An 18,499-nucleotide genomic window follows, 5' to 3' on the forward strand; every position below is an offset into this window, starting at 1 on the left:
CTGCCGACGACGCGGGAGACGCGCCGACCGTGATATCCTTCGACCGGGACGGCGACGACGTCGTCGTTCGCGACCGAATCGAGGAAGTCCTGTTCAGGGTCGACGTCGGCGGTGCGGCCTCCGAGCCGACCGACACCGACCAGTTCACGTTTCCGGTCGACAGCGCCGTGCGCGTCGAGACGGACACGCTCGCGTTCAACCAACTCGTGACGCTGTACGTCCGGCGAGACGGGTCGCTGCTCGACACCTGCTCGCCCGGCGGCACCGCGTCGGTCTCGGACGGGACCTTCGAAATCGAGGTGTCGTCGGCGCCGATGAAGCTGTCGATCAGGCTCCCGGGGCCGTTCCGCGTCGAAGACGACGGGGAGCGGACCCGAATCGCCTTCGACGGAGCGGTGACCGTCCGAATCGGTGCGCGGTCGTTCCACGGCCACCCCGCCGGCTCCGTCACGGTCCCGGAGACGCCGCGCGGCATGATGCGCGCCGTGTCGACGTTCGGCTCCGCGCTCGCGACGACCTCGCCGGAGCGGTCGTTCCCGACGCTGCGCGGCCACCCGCCGCTCGTCGAGTTCGGCGGCGACGTCGAGGGCGACGTCGACGTCCCCGAGTTCGCCGAGCCGCCGGACACCGGCGTCCGAATCACGGTCCCCGAGACCTGGGGCGACGTGTACGCCGTGGCGACGCTCGCGTATTACCTCGGCGCCGAGGTCGTCCCCGGAGACGACCCGGCGGTCCGTGCCGCGGGGGAGACGTACTCGCTGTCCGACGGCCGCCTCGCGACCGAGGCGCAGCGGCTGCTCGAACACGTGTTCCTCCTCGACTGCGTGGTCCGCACGGAGGGGTTCTACGACGTCGACCTCCACGAACGCCGCGTGGTGGAAGAACGCGTCGACGTCGACCCCGCGCGGCTGTACGGGCTCCCGCTCGACGAACGGGTCGCGGAGTACCTCCGGATTCCGGTGGAGCCGCTTTCGGACGTCCTCGACTGGCACCTCACGGCGGACGTGAAGCCGGCGGTCGAGAGCGCCGAACTCCTCCCGTTCCTCGTCAACGACATGGCGGCGATACGCGACGCGACAGTCGCGTCCGAAGCCGACGACGGTGCCGACGACGCGGCCGCCGGACTCGGTGACGGAACCGCGGTCGTTCCCGGGGAGTCGTCGCCGGCGGGCGAACGCGTCGTGACCCCGCCGCCGGCCGACACCGTCGGCCACATCTGGGTCGGCGACGGCTACCCGGTCGGCGCCTCCAAGCCGACCGTCGGCGCCTACCGCCGCCGCCTCGACGAGACGGTCTCGGAGTCCAGCGTCATCGACGTCACCGTCGTCTGCAACGAGGCGGAGATGCGCGAGGAGACCGAGAACCTCTACGGGTTCCGCGACTACCTCGAATTCGACATCGACATCGTCCACGACCTCACCGTCGACGAACTGCGGGAGACGCTCGCGGACGAGCACGACTTCTTCCACTTCGTCGGCCACGTCGACGCCGAGGGGATGAAGTGCGACGACGGCTACCTCGACCTCGACTCCGTCGACGACACCGGCGTGAAGGCGTTCCTCCTCAACGCCTGCGCGTCCTACCGGCAGGGGATGGCGCTCGTCGAAGCCGGCGCAATCGGCGGCCTGGTCACCACGACGGACGTCGGCAACACCACCGCCACGAACACCGGCCGCACCATGGCCCGCCTGCTCGACTACGGCTTCGACCTCCACGGCGTCCTCGACGTCGCCAAGGAAGTCCACGTCTTCGGCGGCGCCTACTCAGTCGTCGGCGACGCCGGCGTCACGCTGTGTCAGGCGAAAGGCGGGACTCCGATGATACTACACATCGACTCTGGCGACGGCTCCACCGGTGATGAGTTCCCGGTCGACTACTCGGCGTACGCCACGCGAAACTACGGTGTCGGAAGTATATACGTCGACTTCTTCACCGATGGCGGTGTGCACTACTTGGTCGGCGCTCAGTCACCACATTTCACTGTTAGCCGGAGCAAGCTGCGAGACACGATACAGGCCGACAGGAATCCGGTAATTCTCGACTACGAACTCTACTGGTCTGACGAGATCGACTACGACGAAATCTGACTTACGGGCCGGCGAATGCTGACCCCATGGCTGCGGCGCTCCCCGAACTCGCGAGGAGCAGACACGTCATGAAGACGACACCGCATGCTTTCGGGTGCTGCGCAAGGTATGCTGTCACTGGGTTCTCGGACATGACATTTTTCGAGACGCGACCTGATGAAAAATTACTATCTAAATATTCCTGCCAAGTGATGCCTCTGACGAAACCCCAGCGAAATCCGCGCACCGTCCGAGAGGACCGCCGACTATGAAAGCGGTTCGGCCAAATTATCGGGGCTGATACGGGGGTGTGTCGGTCGGCCGCTTACGGTTCCATGCCGTACAGCAGCGACCGGGCGAACACCAGAATCGGGATGATTTCGAGCCGTCCCACCCACATGTTCAGGAGGAACATCGCCTCGGCCAGCGTCGGCATCGACGGGCCCGTAATCCCGGTCGACAGGCCGACGTTGCCCTGCGCCGACGCCACCTCGAACAGCGCGTCGGCGTAGCTGAACGTCGGCCCCGCGACGTTCACCAGCACCAGCGACGACGTCGCCAGCAGCCCCACCCACAGCAGCGAGACGATGGCCGCCTCGGCGAACTCGCGGTCCATCTCCTCGCGGTTCAGGGTGCGGCCGCCGAACTTCGCGTTCACGACGGCGTTCGCCGGGAGGAACACGCGGCGGAACTGCCAGGCGATGCCGCGGCCGATGGTGTACGCCCGGATGATCTTGATGCCGCCGACGGTCGACCCGGCGGCGCCCCCGACCACCATCGCGGTCGAGACGAGCAGTTTCCCGCCGGCGCTCCACGAGCCGATGGGCGCCGACTGAAACCCGGTGCACGACAGCGCGCTCACGAACTGAAACACCGAGTCCCTGGCCGCGTCACCGGCCGCCGCCGACCGGAACGGCGTCCCGAGTCCGAGCGTCGCGGCGACGCCGTTCAGCGCCTCGAACGCGACGCCGACGTTGAGCCAGCCGCCGGAGAACGCGTCGGCGGTCCCGGAAATCGCGAGCGCGTTCTGTCCGACCAGCACGACCGACCCGACGACGAGCAGCACGAACAGCCAGCGCGTCTGGACGTCCTCGTACAGCTCGGACCAGTCCCGGTCGTGCAACACGGCGTAGTGAACCGGGAACGCGACGGCGCCGACCGTCATGACCGGCAGCAGCACCGCCTCGATGAGCGGCGAGTCGTACGTCGCGATGGAGTTGTCGGTGACGGAGAACCCGCCGGTCGACAGCCCCGTCATCGCGTGGTTCACCGCCTGCCAGCCCGCGCGCCACAGCGGGAGCTTCGAGCCGTAGTCGCTCGTGACGATCGCGGCGAACAGCACCGAAATCGACAGCACCGTGAACACCAGAAACAGCTTCCAAACCGTCCGGACCGTCGAGACGACGCTCGGGTGGATGCGTTCCTCGCGGGCCTCGGACCGGTAGAGCGCGTAGCTCCCGCTGCCGGGCCGCGCGAGAATGGATACCGTGAGGACGATGACGCCGACGCCGCCGACCCACTGGATGAACGACCGCCACCACTGCAGCGCCCGCGGCAGCGACGGCTCGTGGACGGCCATCGTCAGCCCGGAGCCGGTCCACCCCGACATCGACTCGAACAGCGCGTGCAGCGGGTCGCGGAAGTACACCAGCGACGACATCGACGACGCGCCGTACACCGTCGCCGGCTCCCAGGACGCCCCGGCCGGGACGAAGCCGGCCATCACGGCCTGCGGCGTCGCGTACGCGGACAGCAGAAACGGCGTCGCACCGAACACCGCCGTCGCGAACCAGCCGGCCGCCGCGATGACCATGCCGTGTTTCAGTTTCGGCGTCGGCGCCTCGGTGAACGCTCGGCGCGCCGCGAAGCCCGCCGCGGCGGTGACGCCGCCGGCGACGAGGAACGACAGCGCCTGGTACCACTCGCGGAACAGCAGCGCGACGCCGACGGTGATGGTCATCATCGTCGCCTGAATCACGAGCAGCGACCCGACGTCCCGGGCGATGGTCGCGAGGTCGGCCGGGACGCCGCGGACCGTCCGTCGGCGGCTCATTCCTCGCTGGTGTCCGCGATCGACGCCGGTTCGTCGGCGTGGTCCTCGTAGTGGCCGAACACGTCGGTCACCTCCGGCGTCGCGCCGCGGCCGGAGTAGACCGTCAGCGTGTCGCCGGGGAGCGCCTTCGTCCCGCCGCGGGGCGTAATCGGCTTCTCCTCGCCTTCACGCTCAACGGCGACGATGAGGACGTCCTCGGCGAGGAGCCCCTCCTCGGTTGCGTCCTGCATCGTCATCCCGGCGATGGGCGCCTCCTGGCCGACCCGGATTTCGAACACCTCCGCCTCCTCGCCGACCCGCATGAAGTCGACGACGCTCGGCCGCTTCACGCCGCGGTAGAGGTACTCGGCGATGAGCCGCTGCGGGTTCTCCATCGTGTTGACGCCGATCCGGCGGAAGATCCCCATGTGTTCGGGGTTGTGGACGACGGAGACGATGTCCGGCACCGCCAGTTCCTTGCCGAGCAGACACACCATGATGTTGGTCGCGTCGTGGTCCGTCGTCGAGATGAGCGCGTCCGCCCGGTCGACGCCGGCGTCTTCGAGCACCTCCTTCGAGGTCGCGTCGTCGTTGATGACGAGGCAGTCGAACTCGTTGGCGGCCGTCTCCGCCTTCGAGGCGTTCTTCTCGACGACGACGACCTCGTTCCCCCCGTGGGTCGCCATCTCGATGAGCGGCGTCCCGATGTCCCCCGCGCCAACGATGACGATATACATGGAACCGGCCTCGTCGCCGTCCGCCGAAAAGGTACCGTTCTGTCCCCCGATTCGGCTGACCGACACCGTTAGGCGACGCGGTCCGCGCGGAGGAGCACGACCCCGAAGGCGACGTAGAAGGGGACGCCGACCGGTGCGGACGTGCCGGGGAAGCCGCCGCCGACGCCGAGGTCGACGCCGAACGCGCCGCCGCTGAGCAGCACGGTCGCAGCGAGGAACACGACGCCGACGGTCGCTAAGAGCGCGCCGAGAATCGACACCGGGTCGACCGGCAGCGACTCGGCGCGCTCCTCCTCGCGGTAGTAGTACACCGAGAAACCGAGCGCGGCGAGGTACACCGCCGCGCCGACCAGCCAGGCCGCGTAGGCGATTCCCGCGCTCGTCCCCGCCTGGAACTGGTAGGCGGTCACCGGGTCGACGACGGAGGTCGCCGCGGCCAGCGGCACCCCGAAGGCGTACCGGACCTGGAACAGCGGGAACCGGACGAACAGGACGGTCCCGCCGGCGACGGTGCCGTAGAAGACGTTCCACGGGATGAGCGCCGCGAACCACGTCGAGAGCACCGCGAGCTCCCCCGCGTACTCGGAGCGAACCCAGACCATACCGGACAGGCGACGGCGGCCGGGATAAAAACAGTGGGAGCGGCGCGGGCCGAGTCGTCGTTCTCAGCGGCAGCTGTCGGGGCGTTACGTACTTACCGGCGAAACACCTACGTCGGGTAGACGGAATGAGGCGCGACTACTTCGAGCTGGCTGTGGAGCACATCGACTGGGTTGACACGGGCGACCAGCCGGAGAAACCCCACGTCTACATCGACTTTCACGGGCCCGAGGACCTCCTCCGCGAGCGCCTCACCGGAAGCGGCGACGACCTGCTCGACGCCAGCGAGACGGACGTCGCGTTCCGGCTGCAGGGCAACCACGAGTCGGACCCGGACGCGGCCGGCGTCGTCGGCGTCACGAACCGCATCACCGGCGACTTCGTCCTCGAGCTGAACGAGGACGCCGAGGACGTCCTGACGTTCATCCGGGCTGCCCGCGAGTACGGCCGCGCCGCCGGCGACGACGGCCGGTACCGCGTCGAAATCGACGTGGACGGCGAACCGCTCGTCGCTTACGAGAAGGAGACGTTCCTGGTGTACGACGCCGACGGGAATCTGCTCCGCCGCGAGAGCCTCATCCCATCCGGCGTCGAACTGTAGTGCCCGAACGGTCGCCGCGGACCGGCCGCCGAACCGCTGTTTCTCGTCGCTACTGAATCCACGGAAGCACGTAGTGCCCGATCTGGATGGCGTAGCCGACGGCGAGTATCACGGCGCCGACGCCGCGGAACCGCTGTGAGCGCTGCCGCGTGTCGGTCACGGACTCGCCGAGCCAGTCGTACACGTCCGGCGCGGGCGCGACCCAGTCGAAGTCATCGGCGTCGAGCCGCGTCCGGATGCTGACTCGGTCGAGCGTCTCCGGCCGCTCCGTGTACAGCAGGCACATCGTGGGCCGGGGCCGCCCCGGGTGGTCGTCGACGACCAGCCCGGTCGGCGGCCGCTCGACGGTGCCGTCCCAGGCGTCAGCGACGACGCCCATGACGGCGTCGAACGCGCGGTGGTCGGCGCCGAGGTGGCCGACGTTCACGAGCCGGTTCCGGCCCTCCTCGATGAGTTCCGGGTCGAAGCCGCGCTGCACCAGCGGGAGGTCCGGGCCGGCCATCAGCAGCGCGCCGGTCATATCGAGGAGCAGTCCGACGATGAGCGGGGACGTAAACTCGACCACGAAGCCGTGTCACCAGTGCAGCCGTACACCCGGTCGGCGGATAAATCGTCGTAAACCGCCGGACGCTCGGCGGCCGATTCCACGCGACCGACGGCGGGACGGCCGTAGACCGACAGTGGGCCAACAGCAGGCCGACGGCGGGGCGACAGCGGGACGACCGGGGCTTTCAGCCGGGAATCGGGTCGTCGGGCCGTTCGGCCGGGACCGCAAGGCCCATCTTCGGCACCGACCGTACGGAGGTGCATGGAGACCGTCACCGACCGCGTCTCGAACCCGTTCGGGATGCGACCGGACTGCGCCCGATTCGTTCCGGGCTACGGCGACGCCAACGCCGACTTCCACGTCGTCGGCGACCACCCCGGCGTTCACGGCGGCGTCGACACCGGCGTGCCGTTCACCGGGACCGACGCGGCTCGGCGGCTGCAGGACGCACTGGTCCGCGGCGGCCTGCTCGAGGCGACCGGCGACGAGCCGGCGGTCGACCGGACGTTCCTGTCGTACCTCCACATGTGCGTCCCGGAGGACGGCGACCCGACCGCTGCGGACTACGCCGAGATGGAGCGCTTCTTCGACGCGGAACTCCGCGCCATCGCGGCGCACGTCATCCTCCCGGTCGGCGCCCGCGCCACCGAACACGTCCTCGAGACGTACACGGCGCAGGCGTGGAAGACCGACGTCGACATGCCGGCGCTACACGCCACCGAAATCCACGGTGCCGGCTGGCTCGTCATCCCGATTCGGGACCCCGCGGAGTGGGGAGACGGAGACGCGGACGCGCTCGTGGACGCGCTCGAAACGCTTCGGTCCACCGACTACCGCCAGGAGTCCGACCTCGGCCGGTTCGTCGCCGGCGACGACCCGTACATCGTCCGGTGATGGACGCGTCCGCGTCGACCGTGGACGCCGCGGCCAGGTGACGGCAGGATGACGGCGGAGGCGGAGGCGCCGTTGCGGCGGCGTCACGCGAGGTCCGGCTTTCGAACCGAAACCGCGAAACGGCCGCGTCCCGGCCGCTCACCGCGTCTCCGGCCGGGCAAGTGTTGTCGCGCGGAGGTAGCTTTTTGCCGCCCTCGCCACGTGGTACCCAGTGACGGCCGACCGTTCGTGTCCCGATGTCAGACCGCGACCGAACGACTCGTCATGGGAATCGGCCGTCCGCGGCTGCTCGCCGCCGTTCCCACTGGCGGCCGGCGAGCACGCCGCCATACGTGTCAACGACCAGATGTTGACCTTTCATTTCAGCGCGGACCGCAGACGGCGACGTGAACCGCATCCGGCTGCACAACACCGACTTCGAGGGCCTGAACAACGTCTACCTGCTCGACGGCGACGACGGCAGCGGAGGCGCCGCCGCAGGCGACGAGGTGGTGCTCGTCGACCTCGGCGTCTCGATTCCCGACGTGCGGGCGGAGCTCGTCGACGGGCTCGCGGCGCACGGCCACGACGTCTCGGACGTCGACCGCGTGTTCCTGACCCACTGGCACGCCGACCACGCGGGGCTCGCCAGTTTCGTCCAGGCCGAATCGGGCGCGACGCTGCACGCCCACGAGGCGGACGCCGAACTCATCGCGGGCGGCGAAGCCGCGCTCCGCGAGGAACGCCGCCGGCAGCGCGACCGCTTCGTCGACTGGGGCATCCCGGAGGAGCCGCGGCAGGAACTCGACTCGTTTCTCGCCGGCCACAACGACCTCGTCGGCGACCCGTGCGACGTCGAGCCGTTCAGCGACGGCGACACCTTCGACGTGAACGGCCGGACGCTGGAGGCCGTCCACCTTCCCGGCCACGCCGCCGGGCTGTCCGCGTTCGCCGACGAGGCGGCCGGCGAGGCGTTCGTCGGCGACGTCATCCTCCCGGAGTACACGCCGAACGTCGGCGGCGCGGACGTCAGAGTCGACGCGCCGCTGTCCACCTACGTCGACAGCCTGCTCGCCGTCGTCGAGCGCGACTGGGACGTCGCGTGGCCGGGCCACCGCGACCGCATCGGCGACCCGGCGGGCCGCGCCGCCGAGATCCTCGACCACCACCGCGAGCGGACGCGCCGCGTCGTCGACGTGCTCGACCGCCACGGCCCGGCGACGCCGTGGGAGGTCAGCGACCGGCTGTTCGGCGCGCTCGAAACCATCCACATCCTCCACGGCCCCGGCGAGGCGTACGCCCACCTCGACCACCTCGAATCGCACGGCGTCGCCGACCGCACCGGCAGCGACTACGACCTCGCCGTCGACGACCCGGACGTGGACGCGCTGTTCCCGGACGTCGACGCCGACGACGATGCGGACCGTAGCGTCGAACACTGACCCCGACGGCTGAGCCGCCGGAGCGCCGCGGAGGCGGAGCCGTGCGCGACTCGCCGTTCGGGCGTCGAACACAACACTAAAACGGGTCACAGGCCAACCGGAACACATGGAACTGCGCGTGCTGGAGAAGTCGGACGATGAACTCCGCATCGAGGTCGCCGGCGAGGACCACACGTTCATGAACGTGCTGAAGGGCGAACTGCTGCAGACGGACGGCGTCACCGCCGCGACGTACGACATGAACCCCGAGCAGTCGGGCGGTCAGACCGAGCCGATTCTGTCGATCAAGACCGAGTCAGGCGTCGACCCGCTCGACGCGCTCGGCGCCGCCGCCGAGGGCGTCTCCGAGAACATGTCGACGCTGTACGACGACATCGACGCGGCGTTCGCCGAAGCCGCATAGCCGCCGTCGATCACGGGCCGCGAACCGCTCCGTCCTCCGCGATTCTCCACCGACGAGCCGTCGGCTCGAAGGTCGGTCGTTGCACCGGTTTCTCGCTCGGATAAGCGCCGGTCCGTCTGCCGTCGCTGCCGGTCAGTCCGTCTGACTTCGCTCCGCCGACTCCTCGCTCGGGGCGGCCGCGCCCATGCTGCCGCGCGCCCACGCGACGGCCTCGTCGAGGTCCTCGCCGACGTGAGTGTCGAAGTCGGCGTCGTGAATCCCGCCGAACACGGCGACTTTCGCGTCGCCTTCGGAGACGCACGCCACCCGGTCGACGCCGACCGCCTCGGTCACCGACACGAACGCCTGCAGGAAGTCGAAGGTGACGCCGGACACCTCGTCGCGGTCGTGCATGTGGACTACCGTGCCCGTGACGCCGCTCCGGGCGAGTTCGGCTTCGTACCGGTCGAGGAGTCGGTCGTAGTCGTCGGCCGACGGGTCGGTAAACCCCGTCAAATCCCAGACCACGACGCTTCCGTCGACACGGTAGTCCCACGACATATCGGGACCTACCCGAACTCCCGAGAAATAAGCTTCGCTTAAAAATTCATGGATGATAGCAGTCCCTTTGGTATCCCGGGCCACCTACTCGCTCGGTCCGTCTCCGCATGACGTCGGGGCGGCGTCAGCGCCGAACCGGGACGCCGTGGTCGTCGAGGTACGCTTTGACCTCGTCGATGCCGTACTCGTCGAAGTGGAAGATGCTGGCGGCGAGCGCGGCGTCGGCGTCCGCCTCCGTGAACACCTCGTACATGTCCTCGGGGCCGCCACAGCCGGAGGAGGCGATGACCGGCGTCGAGACGGTGTCGCACACCGCGGCGGTCAGCGGGACGTCGTAGCCGTCTTTGGTGCCGTCGGCGTCGATGCTGTTCACGAACAGTTCGCCGGCGCCGCGCGCTTCGGCCTCCGCGACCCACTCGACGACGTCCAGCCCGGTGCCTTCCCGACCGCCCTTGACGGTGCATTCGAACCAGCAGGACTCGCCGTCGACCTCCACGTAGTGTTCGCCCTGCTCGTCGAAGCGGCGGCGGGCGTCGACGGAGATGACGATACACTGGCTGCCGAAGGCGTCCGCGCCGTCGGTGATGAGTTCCGGGTTCGCGATTGCGCCGGAGTTGATGGACACCTTGTCGGCGCCGGCGCGGAGCGTCTCTTTGATGTCGTCGGTCGTCCGGATGCCGCCGCCGACTGTCAGCGGAATGAAACACTCGTCGGCGACCGCGGACACCGTGTCGAGCATCGTCTCGCGGCCCTCCGCTGTCGCCGTGATGTCGAGGAACACGAACTCGTCGGCGCCGGCCTCGTTGTACTTCTTCGCCATCTCGACCGGGTCCCCGGAGTACTCCAGGTCCTCGAAGTTCACGCCGGTGTAGACCGCCGCGTCGCCGTTCTCGTCGAGGTCGACGTCGATGCAGGGGATGACGCGCTTCGTGAGAGTCACTACGAGTCGGTAGTCCGCTGTGGCGCTTCACGGTTTCGGCTGCCACAGCGTTTCCGCCCCCGGCGGCCGCTCCGTCGGCTGCGACCACCGGCCGTTCGGCGCCGACCGGGGCGGTCTCGCGAGCGAAAACCACGAGCGATTAAGTAGCCGCCCGACGACGACTCGGGTATGGCCGACCACCACGAGCACGAGCACTTCAAGGAGTTCGATTACGAGCGGGTCACGTCGCCGATGCAGGACATCTCGACGGGCGACGCCGTCACCGGCGCCGTCGTCACGCTCGTCGGGCTGCTCGTCGCGTTCGGACTGCCGCTGCTCCTGCTGTAAGTCGCCGACGGCGCCGGCGTCGACGCGCCGGCCACCGGCCTTTTCCGACCGGCTCGTCCAGATACGCCCGAACCGATGAGCCGATGCTACGGGCGACGCGCGGTGCTTCGCGGCGTCGGAGCGGCCGCGGCAGGCGCGGTGGGCGGCGGACTCGTCGTAGGCACCGCGGCCGCGAGCCACGGCGGCGACGACGCCGACGCGGAGGAGGGCCTGTTCGCGGTCCACGAACTATCGGCAACCGACGCGGCCCTGACCGACGCGGCCCGCAGCGACGGCGACGCGTACCTCGTCGCGAGCGACGGCACGGTGCTGCGGCACACCGACCGGTGGGAGACGGTGACGGCGGACGGCCCGACCGGGAACAGCCACACGCTCACCGCCGCCGCGACGACGCAGTTCGACGAGGACGTCTGGGTCGGCGGCGACGGCGGGGCGCTCGCCGAGTACGACCCGGAGGACGGCTCGTTCACCGACCACTCCGCGACCGCCGGAATCGACAGCTCGGTCACCGACGTCGCGGCGGTCGAAGCGGACGACACCAAGCGGGTGTACGTCGCCGACGAGTCCGGGGTCGTCACCGTCGGCGTCGGCGGCGAAGACGAGCCGCCGGCCGCGTGGACCTGGAACCAGTTCACGCCGGGCAGCGGCTCCACGATACCCGACTTCGACACGTACTGCCGGCACGGGATGCACGTCGTCGACACCAACGGCGCGGCGTTCGAGGCGTGCGGCTGCCCCGCCCACCGGGGGAAGGGCGGCCTGTCGTGGAGCCGAATCGGCGTCGATGACGCGGACGTGAACTACTTCGGCGTCGCCTCCCACGGCCCGGTGCTTCGCCACGAGAACTGCGGGATGGCGCGTCGCCCCGGTGGCGCGACCGTCGTCGGCGGGAACGGGACGGTGCTGACCGGCGACGCCAACGGCTGGCGCCGGTTCTCCGTCGGCGACGCCACGCTCCGCGACGTCGTCGCGTACAAGCACGACCAGGTGTTCGGGGTCGCGCTGGGCGACGCGGGAACAGCCGCGCAGTTCGTGCTGCCGCCGCGCGGCTCCACCGCGGCCCCGCAGGTCCACCGATTCGACCTGCCCGTCGAGGAGACGCTGCACGGACTGACCCACGACGATGAGTTCGGCGTCGTGATTCCGGCCGACGACGGCGCGGTCGTTACGACCACCGTCGACGTACCGCAGAAGGCCGTCTCGGTGCTCGACTGACGCGTCGGCGCGAGCGGCCGACTAGTCGAGTTCGCGTTCGAGCACCGCGCGCCGCTCCGCGATGTCGTCGGCGCCGTACCGGAGTTGTTCGTCTCCGACCGTCAGCGAGAGCGCGCCGCTGTCCGTCGCCGTGCCGAGTCGCTCCACGGACGCGACGCCGTCGAACGCCGCGGCCACCGCGTCCGGGTCGGTTGTCTCGACGACCGCTCGGCCCGGCGTCTCGTCGAACAGCGCGACGGCGTCGTCGACGGCGACGTCGGCGCCGGCGTCCGGCGTCACCATCTCCGCGAGCGTCACGGCGAGTCCGCCGTGGCTCACGTCGTGCACCGCGAGCGTCCCGTCGTCGCCGGCGACGTCCGCGAGCGCCGCCACGACGTCGGAGGCGTCCTCGGGGAGCGACGGGAAGCCGTCGGTGCCGCCGGTCTGCGCGAGGTACTCGGAGCCGCCGAGCGCGCCGCCGGCGTCGCCGACGAGCAGCAGGTCGCCGTCGCCGACGAGCCCGGTGCCCGGCGCGTCGTACGTCGGCGACGTCCCGACCATCGCGAGCGTCGGCGTCGGCGGAATCGGGCCGGCCGGCGAGTCGTTGTACAGCGAGACGTTGCCCCCGACGACCGGCACCGAGAGGTCGCCGCACATCTCCGCGAGGCCGTCGACGGCGGCCGCGAAGCCGCCGTACACCGCCGGCTTCTCCGGGTTCCCGCCGTTCAGGCAGTCGACGGCGGCGAGCGGCGTCGCGCCGACGGCGGCGAGGTTCGCCGCGTTCTCCAGCGCGACCGCGCGGGCGCCGTCGTACGGTGCCGCGTCGGTCCAGCGCGGCTCCGCCCCCGCCGAGAGCGCGAGGCCGGTGTCGGCTTCCCGGAGCGCCATCACCGCGGCGTCGTCGCCGGGGAGCACGCCGGTGCGGGCGCCGACCTCGTGGTCGTACTGCCGGTACACCCAGCGCTTGCTCGCCGTGTTCGGGTGGCCGACGACGGCTTCGAACGCCGATTCGACGTCCGCGTCCGGCAGGTCGCGCTCGGCCCGCTCCGGCTCCGCCCGCGCGAGGTCGTTCATCGGCGCGCCGTCCGCGAGGTACTCCGCGGGGACGTCGACGACGGTTTCGCCGTCGAACTCGCAGACGTAGTTCCCCTCGCTGACCTCGCCGATGACCGAGCAGCCGAGGTCGAACCGGTCGGCGAGCGCCTCGACGCGCGCCACGTCGCCCGGGCGAACCTCGTAGCACATCCGCTCTTGGCTCTCGGCGAGCAGAATCTCCATTGCGTTCATGTTCGGCTCGCGCTGATGCACCCGGTTCAGGTCGATGCGGGCGCCGAGCCCGCCTTTCGCGACGAGTTCGGAGGACGCGCCGCCGAGGCCGGCTGCGCCGAGGTCGCGGGCGGAGACGACGAGCGACTCGTCGACGAGCGCCTCGTTGCACTCGATGAGCCGCTTTTCGGCGTACGGGTCGCCGACCTGCACCGCGGGGCGGTCCTCTGTCTCGGCGTCCTCCGCGAGGTCCTCGGAGGCGAACGAGGCGCCGCCGAGGCCGTCGCGGCCGGTCGCGTTGCCGACGAGCACGAGCTTGTTCCCGGGTTCTTCGGCCACCGCAGTCACCATCCGGTCGGCGTCCGTGACGCCGACGCAGGCGACGTTCACCAGCGGGTTCCCCTCGTAGCCGTCGTGGAACGCCACCGAGCCGGCGACCGTCGGGACGCCGATGCAGTTACCGTAGTGGCTGATGCCCTCGACGACGCCGTCGAGCAGGTAGCGGGAGTGCTCGCGGTCGAAGTCGCCGAAGTACAGCGAGTCGGCGAGCGCGACGGGGTAGGCGCCCATGCTCATCGTGTCGCGGACGATGCCGCCGACGCCCGTGGCCGCGCCGTCGAACGGGTCGACGTACGACGGGTGGTTGTGGCTCTCGATGCCGAGCGTGATGTACACGTCTGACCCGTTCGCGTCGTCGACGCCACCCGCTTCGTCGACGTCGCGGTCGGCGTCGGCTGCGGGCACCGCAATCACGGCGGCGTCGTCGCCGGGGCCGACGACGACGTCGTCGCTCTCGCTGTCGAACGCCGACAGCAGCGGCCGCGAGGACCGGTAGGCGCAGTGCTCACTCCAGAGGTTCTCGAACAGGGCGGCCTCGGCGCGCGTCGGGTCGCGGCCGAGCTCCGCGACGACGAGTTCGCGGTCCGAATCGGCGAGAGGCATTCACGTGTTCGTTCAGAAACTGTCCACAAATGGCTTTCCATGTGCACGGACGTGTCTATCGTCTTCGGCTGCGGCGGTCGGCGGCCGCGGACGCGGCGACGGGCTACAGGAACCGGTCGGGGACGTAGGGCCTGACCGGCGCCGGAGCCGCGGCGGCGAGGCGTTCGGCGACCGACGCCAGCGGCCGCCGGAGCGCGACGTAGCCCGCAGACACCGCCAGCGCCCCGAGCGCAACCCGAACCACGACCGGGTCGCCGCCGGCGACGAACAGCGTCGGCGCAGTCGCCGCGCCCGCGAGCAGCAGGTCCTCCGGCGCTCCGTCGTACCGAATCCAGCGGCGCGGCGGCTCCCACCGCCCGTGGAAGTGGTTGTACACCGCGCGCTGGGACGTCGCCTCCCACGGCCGGAGTTCGAGGCCGCCGCCGACCGCGTCCATCGCGGAGTGTGCGGCCGCAGCAACCACGAACACGGACGCGGCCACCGTCAGCGCCGACGGTGCCGCGACGGCGACCGCGACGGCGACCGCTGCGGCCACCCAGTAGTACACCGGGAAGTGCAGCGTCCGCCGGTGGCCGGCGTACAGGTCGAAGTCCGGGAAGACGCCGCCCGCCGCGCCGGCGGCGAGCAGGACCGGCGTCAGTTCGGGAGCGGCGGCCGCGACCGCTGCCGCGGCAGCGCCGACCGCGGCACCGACCGCCGCGTGCGTCGTCGCCATCATGGCCGGCGCTACGGCACCGACGGCCTTAGCCCTCTCGGCGACCGCCACACTTCTTCACGCCGGGGTGCGGACACGACACCCGTGACTCGCACCGTCGGCGGCGCCCCGGTCAGTCTGGTGCTGGCGAGGCTCCTCCAGGCCGTCCTCGTCGGGATGTTCGCGGTCGGCGTCCTCACGGCGAACGTCGCGCTCGTCGTCAACGCCGCGCTCGCCGGCGCGGTGACGCTCGTCCCGGTCGTCCTTCGGCGGGACTTCCGGGTGACGCTCGGCCCCGGACTCACGCTCGCCGTCACGGCCGCCGCGGTGCTGCACGTCGTCGGGATGGCGGGGCCGTACGAGACCATCTGGTGGTGGGACCACCTGACGCACGCGCTGTCCGCGACGATGGTCGCCGCCGCGGGCTACGTCGTCGTCCGCGCGGTCGACGAGAACTCCGACGCCATCAGGCTCCCCCAGCCGTTCCTGTCGGTCGTCGTCCTCGTCGTCACGCTGGCCGCCGGGGTCCTGTGGGAGGTCGCCGAGTTCGCCGCCCGGTTCGTCGGCGAGGCCGTCGGCGCCGAGCCGATTCTGGTGCAGTACAGCATCGACGACACGCTGCTCGACCTCGTGTTCGACGCCGCCGGCGCCGTCGTCGTCGCCGTCTTCGGCGGGTCGAAGCTGAGCGGACTCACCGACCGCGTCGCCGACGCGCTCCGCAGCGCCCGCGAGTGACCGTGCCCCGTGCGAACCGGTGGCGCGGCGGACCGGACACCTTTTCTACCGGCTGCGACTACGGCCACACGTGCTTTCGGTCGAGCTGCACAGTCACTCCGCGCTCTCGCACGACGGCCGCGACCCGGTCGACCTGCTGCTCGAACAGGCGGCGGCCATCGGGCTCGACGGCCTCGCCGTCACGGACCACGACGAAATCGACGCGAGCCTCGAAGCCGCCAAGAAAGCCGACGACTACGGCCTCGTCGGGATACCGGGGATGGAGGTGACGAGCGCCGCCGGTCACGTGCTGGCGTTCGGCGTCGAGGAAGTCGTCCCGCCCGGGCTGTCGTTCGACGACACGCTCGACCGCATCCGCGAACAGGGCGGCATCGCGGTCGTCCCGCACCCGTTCCAGAGTTCGCGGCACGGCGTCGCGCCGCACGTCACCGACGAGCAGCTCGCCGGCGCCGACGCCATCGAAGTGTACAACTCTCGGCTCCTCACCGGTCGGTCGAACCGGCAGGCCGAGGCGTTCGCGCTGGACCACGGCGTCCCGATGACGGCCGGGAGCGACGCCCACATCTCCGAGATGGTCGGGCAGGCGGTCACCGAAGTCGGCGCGGAGGAACGCAGCGTCGACGCCGTCCTCGACGCGATACGCGAGGGCAGAACCAGCGTCGTCGGGAAGCGGACGCCGTGGTACATCTCGTTCCGGCAGGCCGCCGGCGGCGCGAAACGCCGCGTCAAGCGCCGCGTCGACGAGTTCCTGTCGCCGTGACCGACGTCGACGGCGCGGCCCCCGGCGTCGTCCGGGACGCCCTGCGCTCGCGTGACCCGTTTCCGGGAACCGCCGGGTTCGCCGGCGAACTCGACGGAGCGCTCGTTCGCGACGTGCTCGGCCGCCGACCCGTCTTCTCCGACCGCGAGTCCCCTGAATCGTGGAGTTTCGACCCGACCGCGTTGCGCGCGCCGGTCGCCGTGCCCGCCGGCCACGTCCGTGACGGCGCGACCGAGCGGGCGGTGTGGTCACTCCCCGACCCGGAGCCGTCGGCGCCCGAAGACGCGCTCGCTGCGGTCAGAGACGCCGTCCGGGCGAGCGTCCGGTCGGTCGACGCCGACGGGGTCGCCGTGGCGTTCTCGGGCGGCGTGGACTCCGCCGTCGTCGCCGCCGGCGTTCCGGACGCGCCGCTGTACGTCGCGGGATTCGAGGGATGCCACGACGTCGCGGCGGCACGCGAGGCGGCTGCGGCCATGAACCGCGACCTCCGCGTCGTCGACCTCGGACACGAGGACCTCCGACGCGCCGTCCCGGAAATCGTTCGGGCGACCGGCCGGCGGAACCCGATGGACGTCCAGATCGCGCTGCCGCTGTTTCTCGTCGCGGAGCGCGTCGCCGCCGACGGCTACGACCGCCTCGCAGTCGGGCAGGGGGCGGACGAGCTGTTCGGCGGCTACGCGAAGGTCGTCGACCCGGCGACGGACGACCGCGTCGACGCGGACACGGTTCGCGGAGCGCGCCGCGAGACGGTGCTGACGCTCCCGGACCAACTGGAGCGCGACGTGCTGACGCTCCGAGCGGCCGGCGTCGAACCGGTGGCGCCGCTGCTGCACGACCGCGTGGTCGACGCCGCGGGACGGCTTCCCGCCGACTGCATCGCGACTCCGGACGAACGGAAGGTGGCGCTCCGCCGCGCGGCGGACGGGCTGGTTCCGGAGTCGGTCAGGGCCGCGGACAAGAAGGCCGTTCAGTACGGGACGTACGTCTCTCGGGAACTCGACCGGCTGGCTCGGCAGGCCGGGTTCAAGCGACGGATGGACAACCACGTCGGCAAGTACGTCGAGTCGCTGCTGACGGAAGGCTGACAGGCGGTGCGCGGCGTCGCTCCGGCCGGCGGTGCACCGCACACCCGTGGGCCGTCGGCCGACGGCTCTCAGTTCACGGGGCGTCTGGCCGCGGCTTCCTACTTGAATCTGGAGTCGGCGCTACCGCGACAGGCTCGACTCGACTGCGTCGATGGCTTCCAGGCCGATTTCGACGGTGTCGCCGTCCAGGTCGTCGGCGCGGAGGTCAGCCGGCGTGTACCAGGACCACGCGTCTGCCGGTGCTTCGTCCGACCCGGCCGGGTCGACGTCGCGGTGCTCGACGCTCGCGAAGAAGACGAAGTCCACGTGCTGATGGCCGACCGAGCCGTCGCCGTGGACGTTGATATCGTACAGCATCGTGTGCCGCGGGTCGGGGAGCGACTCGCCGGCGGGCGCCGCGACGCCGTCGGTGTCGTCGACGAGCGTCGGCGCCAGCCCGGTCTCCTCTCTCGCCTCTCTGAGGGCGGCCTCGTGCGGGAGTTCGTCGCGGTCGAGGTGGCCGCCGGGCGGAATCCGGATTCCGAGCCGCGGGTGGCGGTGAAGCGCGGTGGCGCCGTCGTGAACCAGATACGCCGTCGCGGTGAAGTGACGTGTGGTTTCCACACCCGGGGTCGGACAGCGCACCCGATGTGGCTATCGGTTCACCGCGGCCGGTCCGGGTCAACATCGGAGGGAGGGGGGTCGGCCGCCGGTGATGATTCCACTCTCTTTCAAT

At 70.6% G+C, this 18,499-nt stretch carries 20 protein-coding genes; 10 read left to right on the plus strand and 10 right to left on the minus strand.

Annotated elements, in window-relative coordinates; all coding sequences use genetic code 11:
* Positions 1 to 29: 29 nt before the first annotated feature.
* The gene (locus tag ACQUST_RS11580; protein ID WP_435128517.1) at positions 30 to 2,087 is read left to right on the plus strand and encodes a hypothetical protein; all 2,058 of its coding nucleotides are present in this window, start codon (positions 30 to 32) and stop codon (positions 2,085 to 2,087) included.
* A gap of 1 nt (position 2,088) precedes the next feature.
* On the opposite strand, the gene ACQUST_RS11585 is transcribed toward ACQUST_RS11580, so the two are convergent.
* From ACQUST_RS11585 to ACQUST_RS11600, 4 genes are all read right to left on the minus strand, one after another.
* On the minus strand, positions 2,089 to 2,220 hold the full coding sequence (locus tag ACQUST_RS11585) for a DUF7503 family protein (RefSeq protein ID WP_435128520.1): 132 nt from the start codon (positions 2,218 to 2,220) through the stop codon (positions 2,089 to 2,091).
* A 171-nt stretch (positions 2,221 to 2,391) separates the two neighbouring features.
* Complete coding sequence (locus ACQUST_RS11590; RefSeq protein WP_435128523.1) at positions 2,392 to 4,119, minus strand: TrkH family potassium uptake protein; 1,728 nt, start codon at positions 4,117 to 4,119, stop codon at positions 2,392 to 2,394.
* Positions 4,116 to 4,835, minus strand: a complete 720-nt coding sequence (locus tag ACQUST_RS11595; protein WP_435128525.1) for a potassium channel family protein — start codon at positions 4,833 to 4,835, stop codon at positions 4,116 to 4,118. The genes ACQUST_RS11590 and ACQUST_RS11595 overlap by 4 nt, the downstream gene beginning before the upstream one ends.
* A gap of 68 nt (positions 4,836 to 4,903) precedes the next feature.
* Complete coding sequence (locus tag ACQUST_RS11600) at positions 4,904 to 5,437, minus strand: DUF7549 family protein (RefSeq protein ID WP_435128528.1); 534 nt, start codon at positions 5,435 to 5,437, stop codon at positions 4,904 to 4,906.
* 125 nt (positions 5,438 to 5,562) lie between these two features.
* Here ACQUST_RS11600 and ACQUST_RS11605 point away from each other — a divergent pair, with 125 nt between their 5' ends.
* Complete coding sequence (locus ACQUST_RS11605; protein WP_435128530.1) at positions 5,563 to 6,036, plus strand: DUF5793 family protein; 474 nt, start codon at positions 5,563 to 5,565, stop codon at positions 6,034 to 6,036.
* A 49-nt stretch (positions 6,037 to 6,085) separates the two neighbouring features.
* Here ACQUST_RS11605 and ACQUST_RS11610 read toward each other — a convergent pair whose 3' ends face one another.
* Positions 6,086 to 6,601, minus strand: a complete 516-nt coding sequence (locus tag ACQUST_RS11610) for a hypothetical protein (RefSeq protein WP_435128533.1) — start codon at positions 6,599 to 6,601, stop codon at positions 6,086 to 6,088.
* Positions 6,602 to 6,844: 243 nt separating this feature from the next.
* Here ACQUST_RS11610 and ACQUST_RS11615 point away from each other — a divergent pair, with 243 nt between their 5' ends.
* The 3 genes from ACQUST_RS11615 (at position 6,845) to ACQUST_RS11625 (ending at position 9,301) form a co-directional block, all read left to right on the plus strand.
* Complete coding sequence (locus tag ACQUST_RS11615; protein WP_435128536.1) at positions 6,845 to 7,477, plus strand: uracil-DNA glycosylase family protein; 633 nt, start codon at positions 6,845 to 6,847, stop codon at positions 7,475 to 7,477.
* 386 nt (positions 7,478 to 7,863) lie between these two features.
* A complete protein-coding gene (locus ACQUST_RS11620) occupies positions 7,864 to 8,898 on the plus strand; it encodes an MBL fold metallo-hydrolase (RefSeq protein WP_435128539.1) in 1,035 nt (344 codons plus the stop codon).
* Positions 8,899 to 9,004: 106 nt separating this feature from the next.
* Positions 9,005 to 9,301 carry a DNA-directed RNA polymerase subunit L gene (locus tag ACQUST_RS11625; RefSeq protein ID WP_435128542.1) on the plus strand — a complete coding sequence of 99 codons (297 nt, stop codon included), beginning with the start codon at positions 9,005 to 9,007 and terminating at the stop codon, positions 9,299 to 9,301.
* A 132-nt stretch (positions 9,302 to 9,433) separates the two neighbouring features.
* Here ACQUST_RS11625 and ACQUST_RS11630 read toward each other — a convergent pair whose 3' ends face one another.
* A complete protein-coding gene (locus tag ACQUST_RS11630) occupies positions 9,434 to 9,841 on the minus strand; it encodes a hypothetical protein (protein WP_435128545.1) in 408 nt (135 codons plus the stop codon).
* Positions 9,842 to 9,965: 124 nt separating this feature from the next.
* Entirely contained in the window at positions 9,966 to 10,781 is an 816-nt protein-coding gene (gene hisF / locus ACQUST_RS11635) for an imidazole glycerol phosphate synthase subunit HisF (protein ID WP_435128548.1), read from the minus strand.
* A gap of 168 nt (positions 10,782 to 10,949) precedes the next feature.
* Between hisF and ACQUST_RS11640 the strand changes: the two genes are divergently transcribed.
* Together ACQUST_RS11640 and ACQUST_RS11645 are read left to right on the plus strand one after the other, a co-directional pair.
* Positions 10,950 to 11,108, plus strand: a complete 159-nt coding sequence (locus tag ACQUST_RS11640) for a DUF7550 family protein (RefSeq protein WP_435128551.1) — start codon at positions 10,950 to 10,952, stop codon at positions 11,106 to 11,108.
* Positions 11,109 to 11,183: 75 nt separating this feature from the next.
* The gene (locus ACQUST_RS11645; RefSeq protein WP_435128554.1) at positions 11,184 to 12,323 is read left to right on the plus strand and encodes a hypothetical protein; all 1,140 of its coding nucleotides are present in this window, start codon (positions 11,184 to 11,186) and stop codon (positions 12,321 to 12,323) included.
* A gap of 21 nt (positions 12,324 to 12,344) precedes the next feature.
* On the opposite strand, the gene purL is transcribed toward ACQUST_RS11645, so the two are convergent.
* Both purL and ACQUST_RS11655 read right to left on the minus strand, forming a co-directional pair.
* Complete coding sequence (purL, locus tag ACQUST_RS11650; RefSeq protein ID WP_435128557.1) at positions 12,345 to 14,510, minus strand: phosphoribosylformylglycinamidine synthase subunit PurL; 2,166 nt, start codon at positions 14,508 to 14,510, stop codon at positions 12,345 to 12,347.
* A gap of 103 nt (positions 14,511 to 14,613) precedes the next feature.
* Positions 14,614 to 15,228 carry a metal-dependent hydrolase gene (locus ACQUST_RS11655; RefSeq protein ID WP_435128559.1) on the minus strand — a complete coding sequence of 205 codons (615 nt, stop codon included), beginning with the start codon at positions 15,226 to 15,228 and terminating at the stop codon, positions 14,614 to 14,616.
* A gap of 81 nt (positions 15,229 to 15,309) precedes the next feature.
* Here ACQUST_RS11655 and ACQUST_RS11660 point away from each other — a divergent pair, with 81 nt between their 5' ends.
* From ACQUST_RS11660 to ACQUST_RS11670, 3 genes are all read left to right on the plus strand, one after another.
* Positions 15,310 to 15,939, plus strand: a complete 630-nt coding sequence (locus ACQUST_RS11660) for a hypothetical protein (RefSeq protein WP_435128562.1) — start codon at positions 15,310 to 15,312, stop codon at positions 15,937 to 15,939.
* 70 nt (positions 15,940 to 16,009) lie between these two features.
* Positions 16,010 to 16,699: a PHP domain-containing protein gene (locus tag ACQUST_RS11665; protein ID WP_435128565.1), complete on the plus strand. Its 690-nt coding sequence runs from the start codon at positions 16,010 to 16,012 to the stop codon at positions 16,697 to 16,699.
* Complete coding sequence (locus tag ACQUST_RS11670; protein ID WP_435128568.1) at positions 16,696 to 17,784, plus strand: asparagine synthase-related protein; 1,089 nt, start codon at positions 16,696 to 16,698, stop codon at positions 17,782 to 17,784. Before ACQUST_RS11665 ends, ACQUST_RS11670 begins: the two co-directional genes overlap by 4 nt.
* 120 nt (positions 17,785 to 17,904) lie before the next feature.
* On the opposite strand, the gene ACQUST_RS11675 is transcribed toward ACQUST_RS11670, so the two are convergent.
* Positions 17,905 to 18,387 (minus strand): NUDIX hydrolase, encoded by a 483-nt coding sequence (locus ACQUST_RS11675; RefSeq protein ID WP_435128571.1) that lies wholly within the window; start codon positions 18,385 to 18,387, stop codon positions 17,905 to 17,907.
* Positions 18,388 to 18,499: the final 112 nt, after the last annotated feature.

This window comes from Halobaculum sp. D14 (assembly GCF_051195135.1).
Classification (GTDB): domain Archaea; phylum Halobacteriota; class Halobacteria; order Halobacteriales; family Haloferacaceae; genus JBNTKA01.

Coding starts and splice junctions, on each gene's coding strand:
- ACQUST_RS11585 (WP_435128520.1), bottom strand. CDS start 2,220: ATGTCCGAGAACCCAGTGACAGCATACCTTGCGCAGCACCCGAAAGCA.
- ACQUST_RS11590 (WP_435128523.1), bottom strand. CDS start 4,119: ATGAGCCGCCGACGGACGGTCCGCGGCGTCCCGGCCGACCTCGCGACC.
- ACQUST_RS11595 (WP_435128525.1), bottom strand. CDS start 4,835: ATGTATATCGTCATCGTTGGCGCGGGGGACATCGGGACGCCGCTCATC.
- ACQUST_RS11600 (WP_435128528.1), bottom strand. CDS start 5,437: ATGGTCTGGGTTCGCTCCGAGTACGCGGGGGAGCTCGCGGTGCTCTCG.
- ACQUST_RS11605 (WP_435128530.1), top strand. CDS start 5,563: ATGAGGCGCGACTACTTCGAGCTGGCTGTGGAGCACATCGACTGGGTT.
- ACQUST_RS11615 (WP_435128536.1), top strand. CDS start 6,845: ATGGAGACCGTCACCGACCGCGTCTCGAACCCGTTCGGGATGCGACCG.
- ACQUST_RS11625 (WP_435128542.1), top strand. CDS start 9,005: ATGGAACTGCGCGTGCTGGAGAAGTCGGACGATGAACTCCGCATCGAG.
- ACQUST_RS11630 (WP_435128545.1), bottom strand. CDS start 9,841: ATGTCGTGGGACTACCGTGTCGACGGAAGCGTCGTGGTCTGGGATTTG.
- ACQUST_RS11640 (WP_435128551.1), top strand. CDS start 10,950: ATGGCCGACCACCACGAGCACGAGCACTTCAAGGAGTTCGATTACGAG.
- ACQUST_RS11645 (WP_435128554.1), top strand. CDS start 11,184: ATGAGCCGATGCTACGGGCGACGCGCGGTGCTTCGCGGCGTCGGAGCG.
- purL (WP_435128557.1), bottom strand. CDS start 14,510: ATGCCTCTCGCCGATTCGGACCGCGAACTCGTCGTCGCGGAGCTCGGC.
- ACQUST_RS11655 (WP_435128559.1), bottom strand. CDS start 15,228: ATGATGGCGACGACGCACGCGGCGGTCGGTGCCGCGGTCGGCGCTGCC.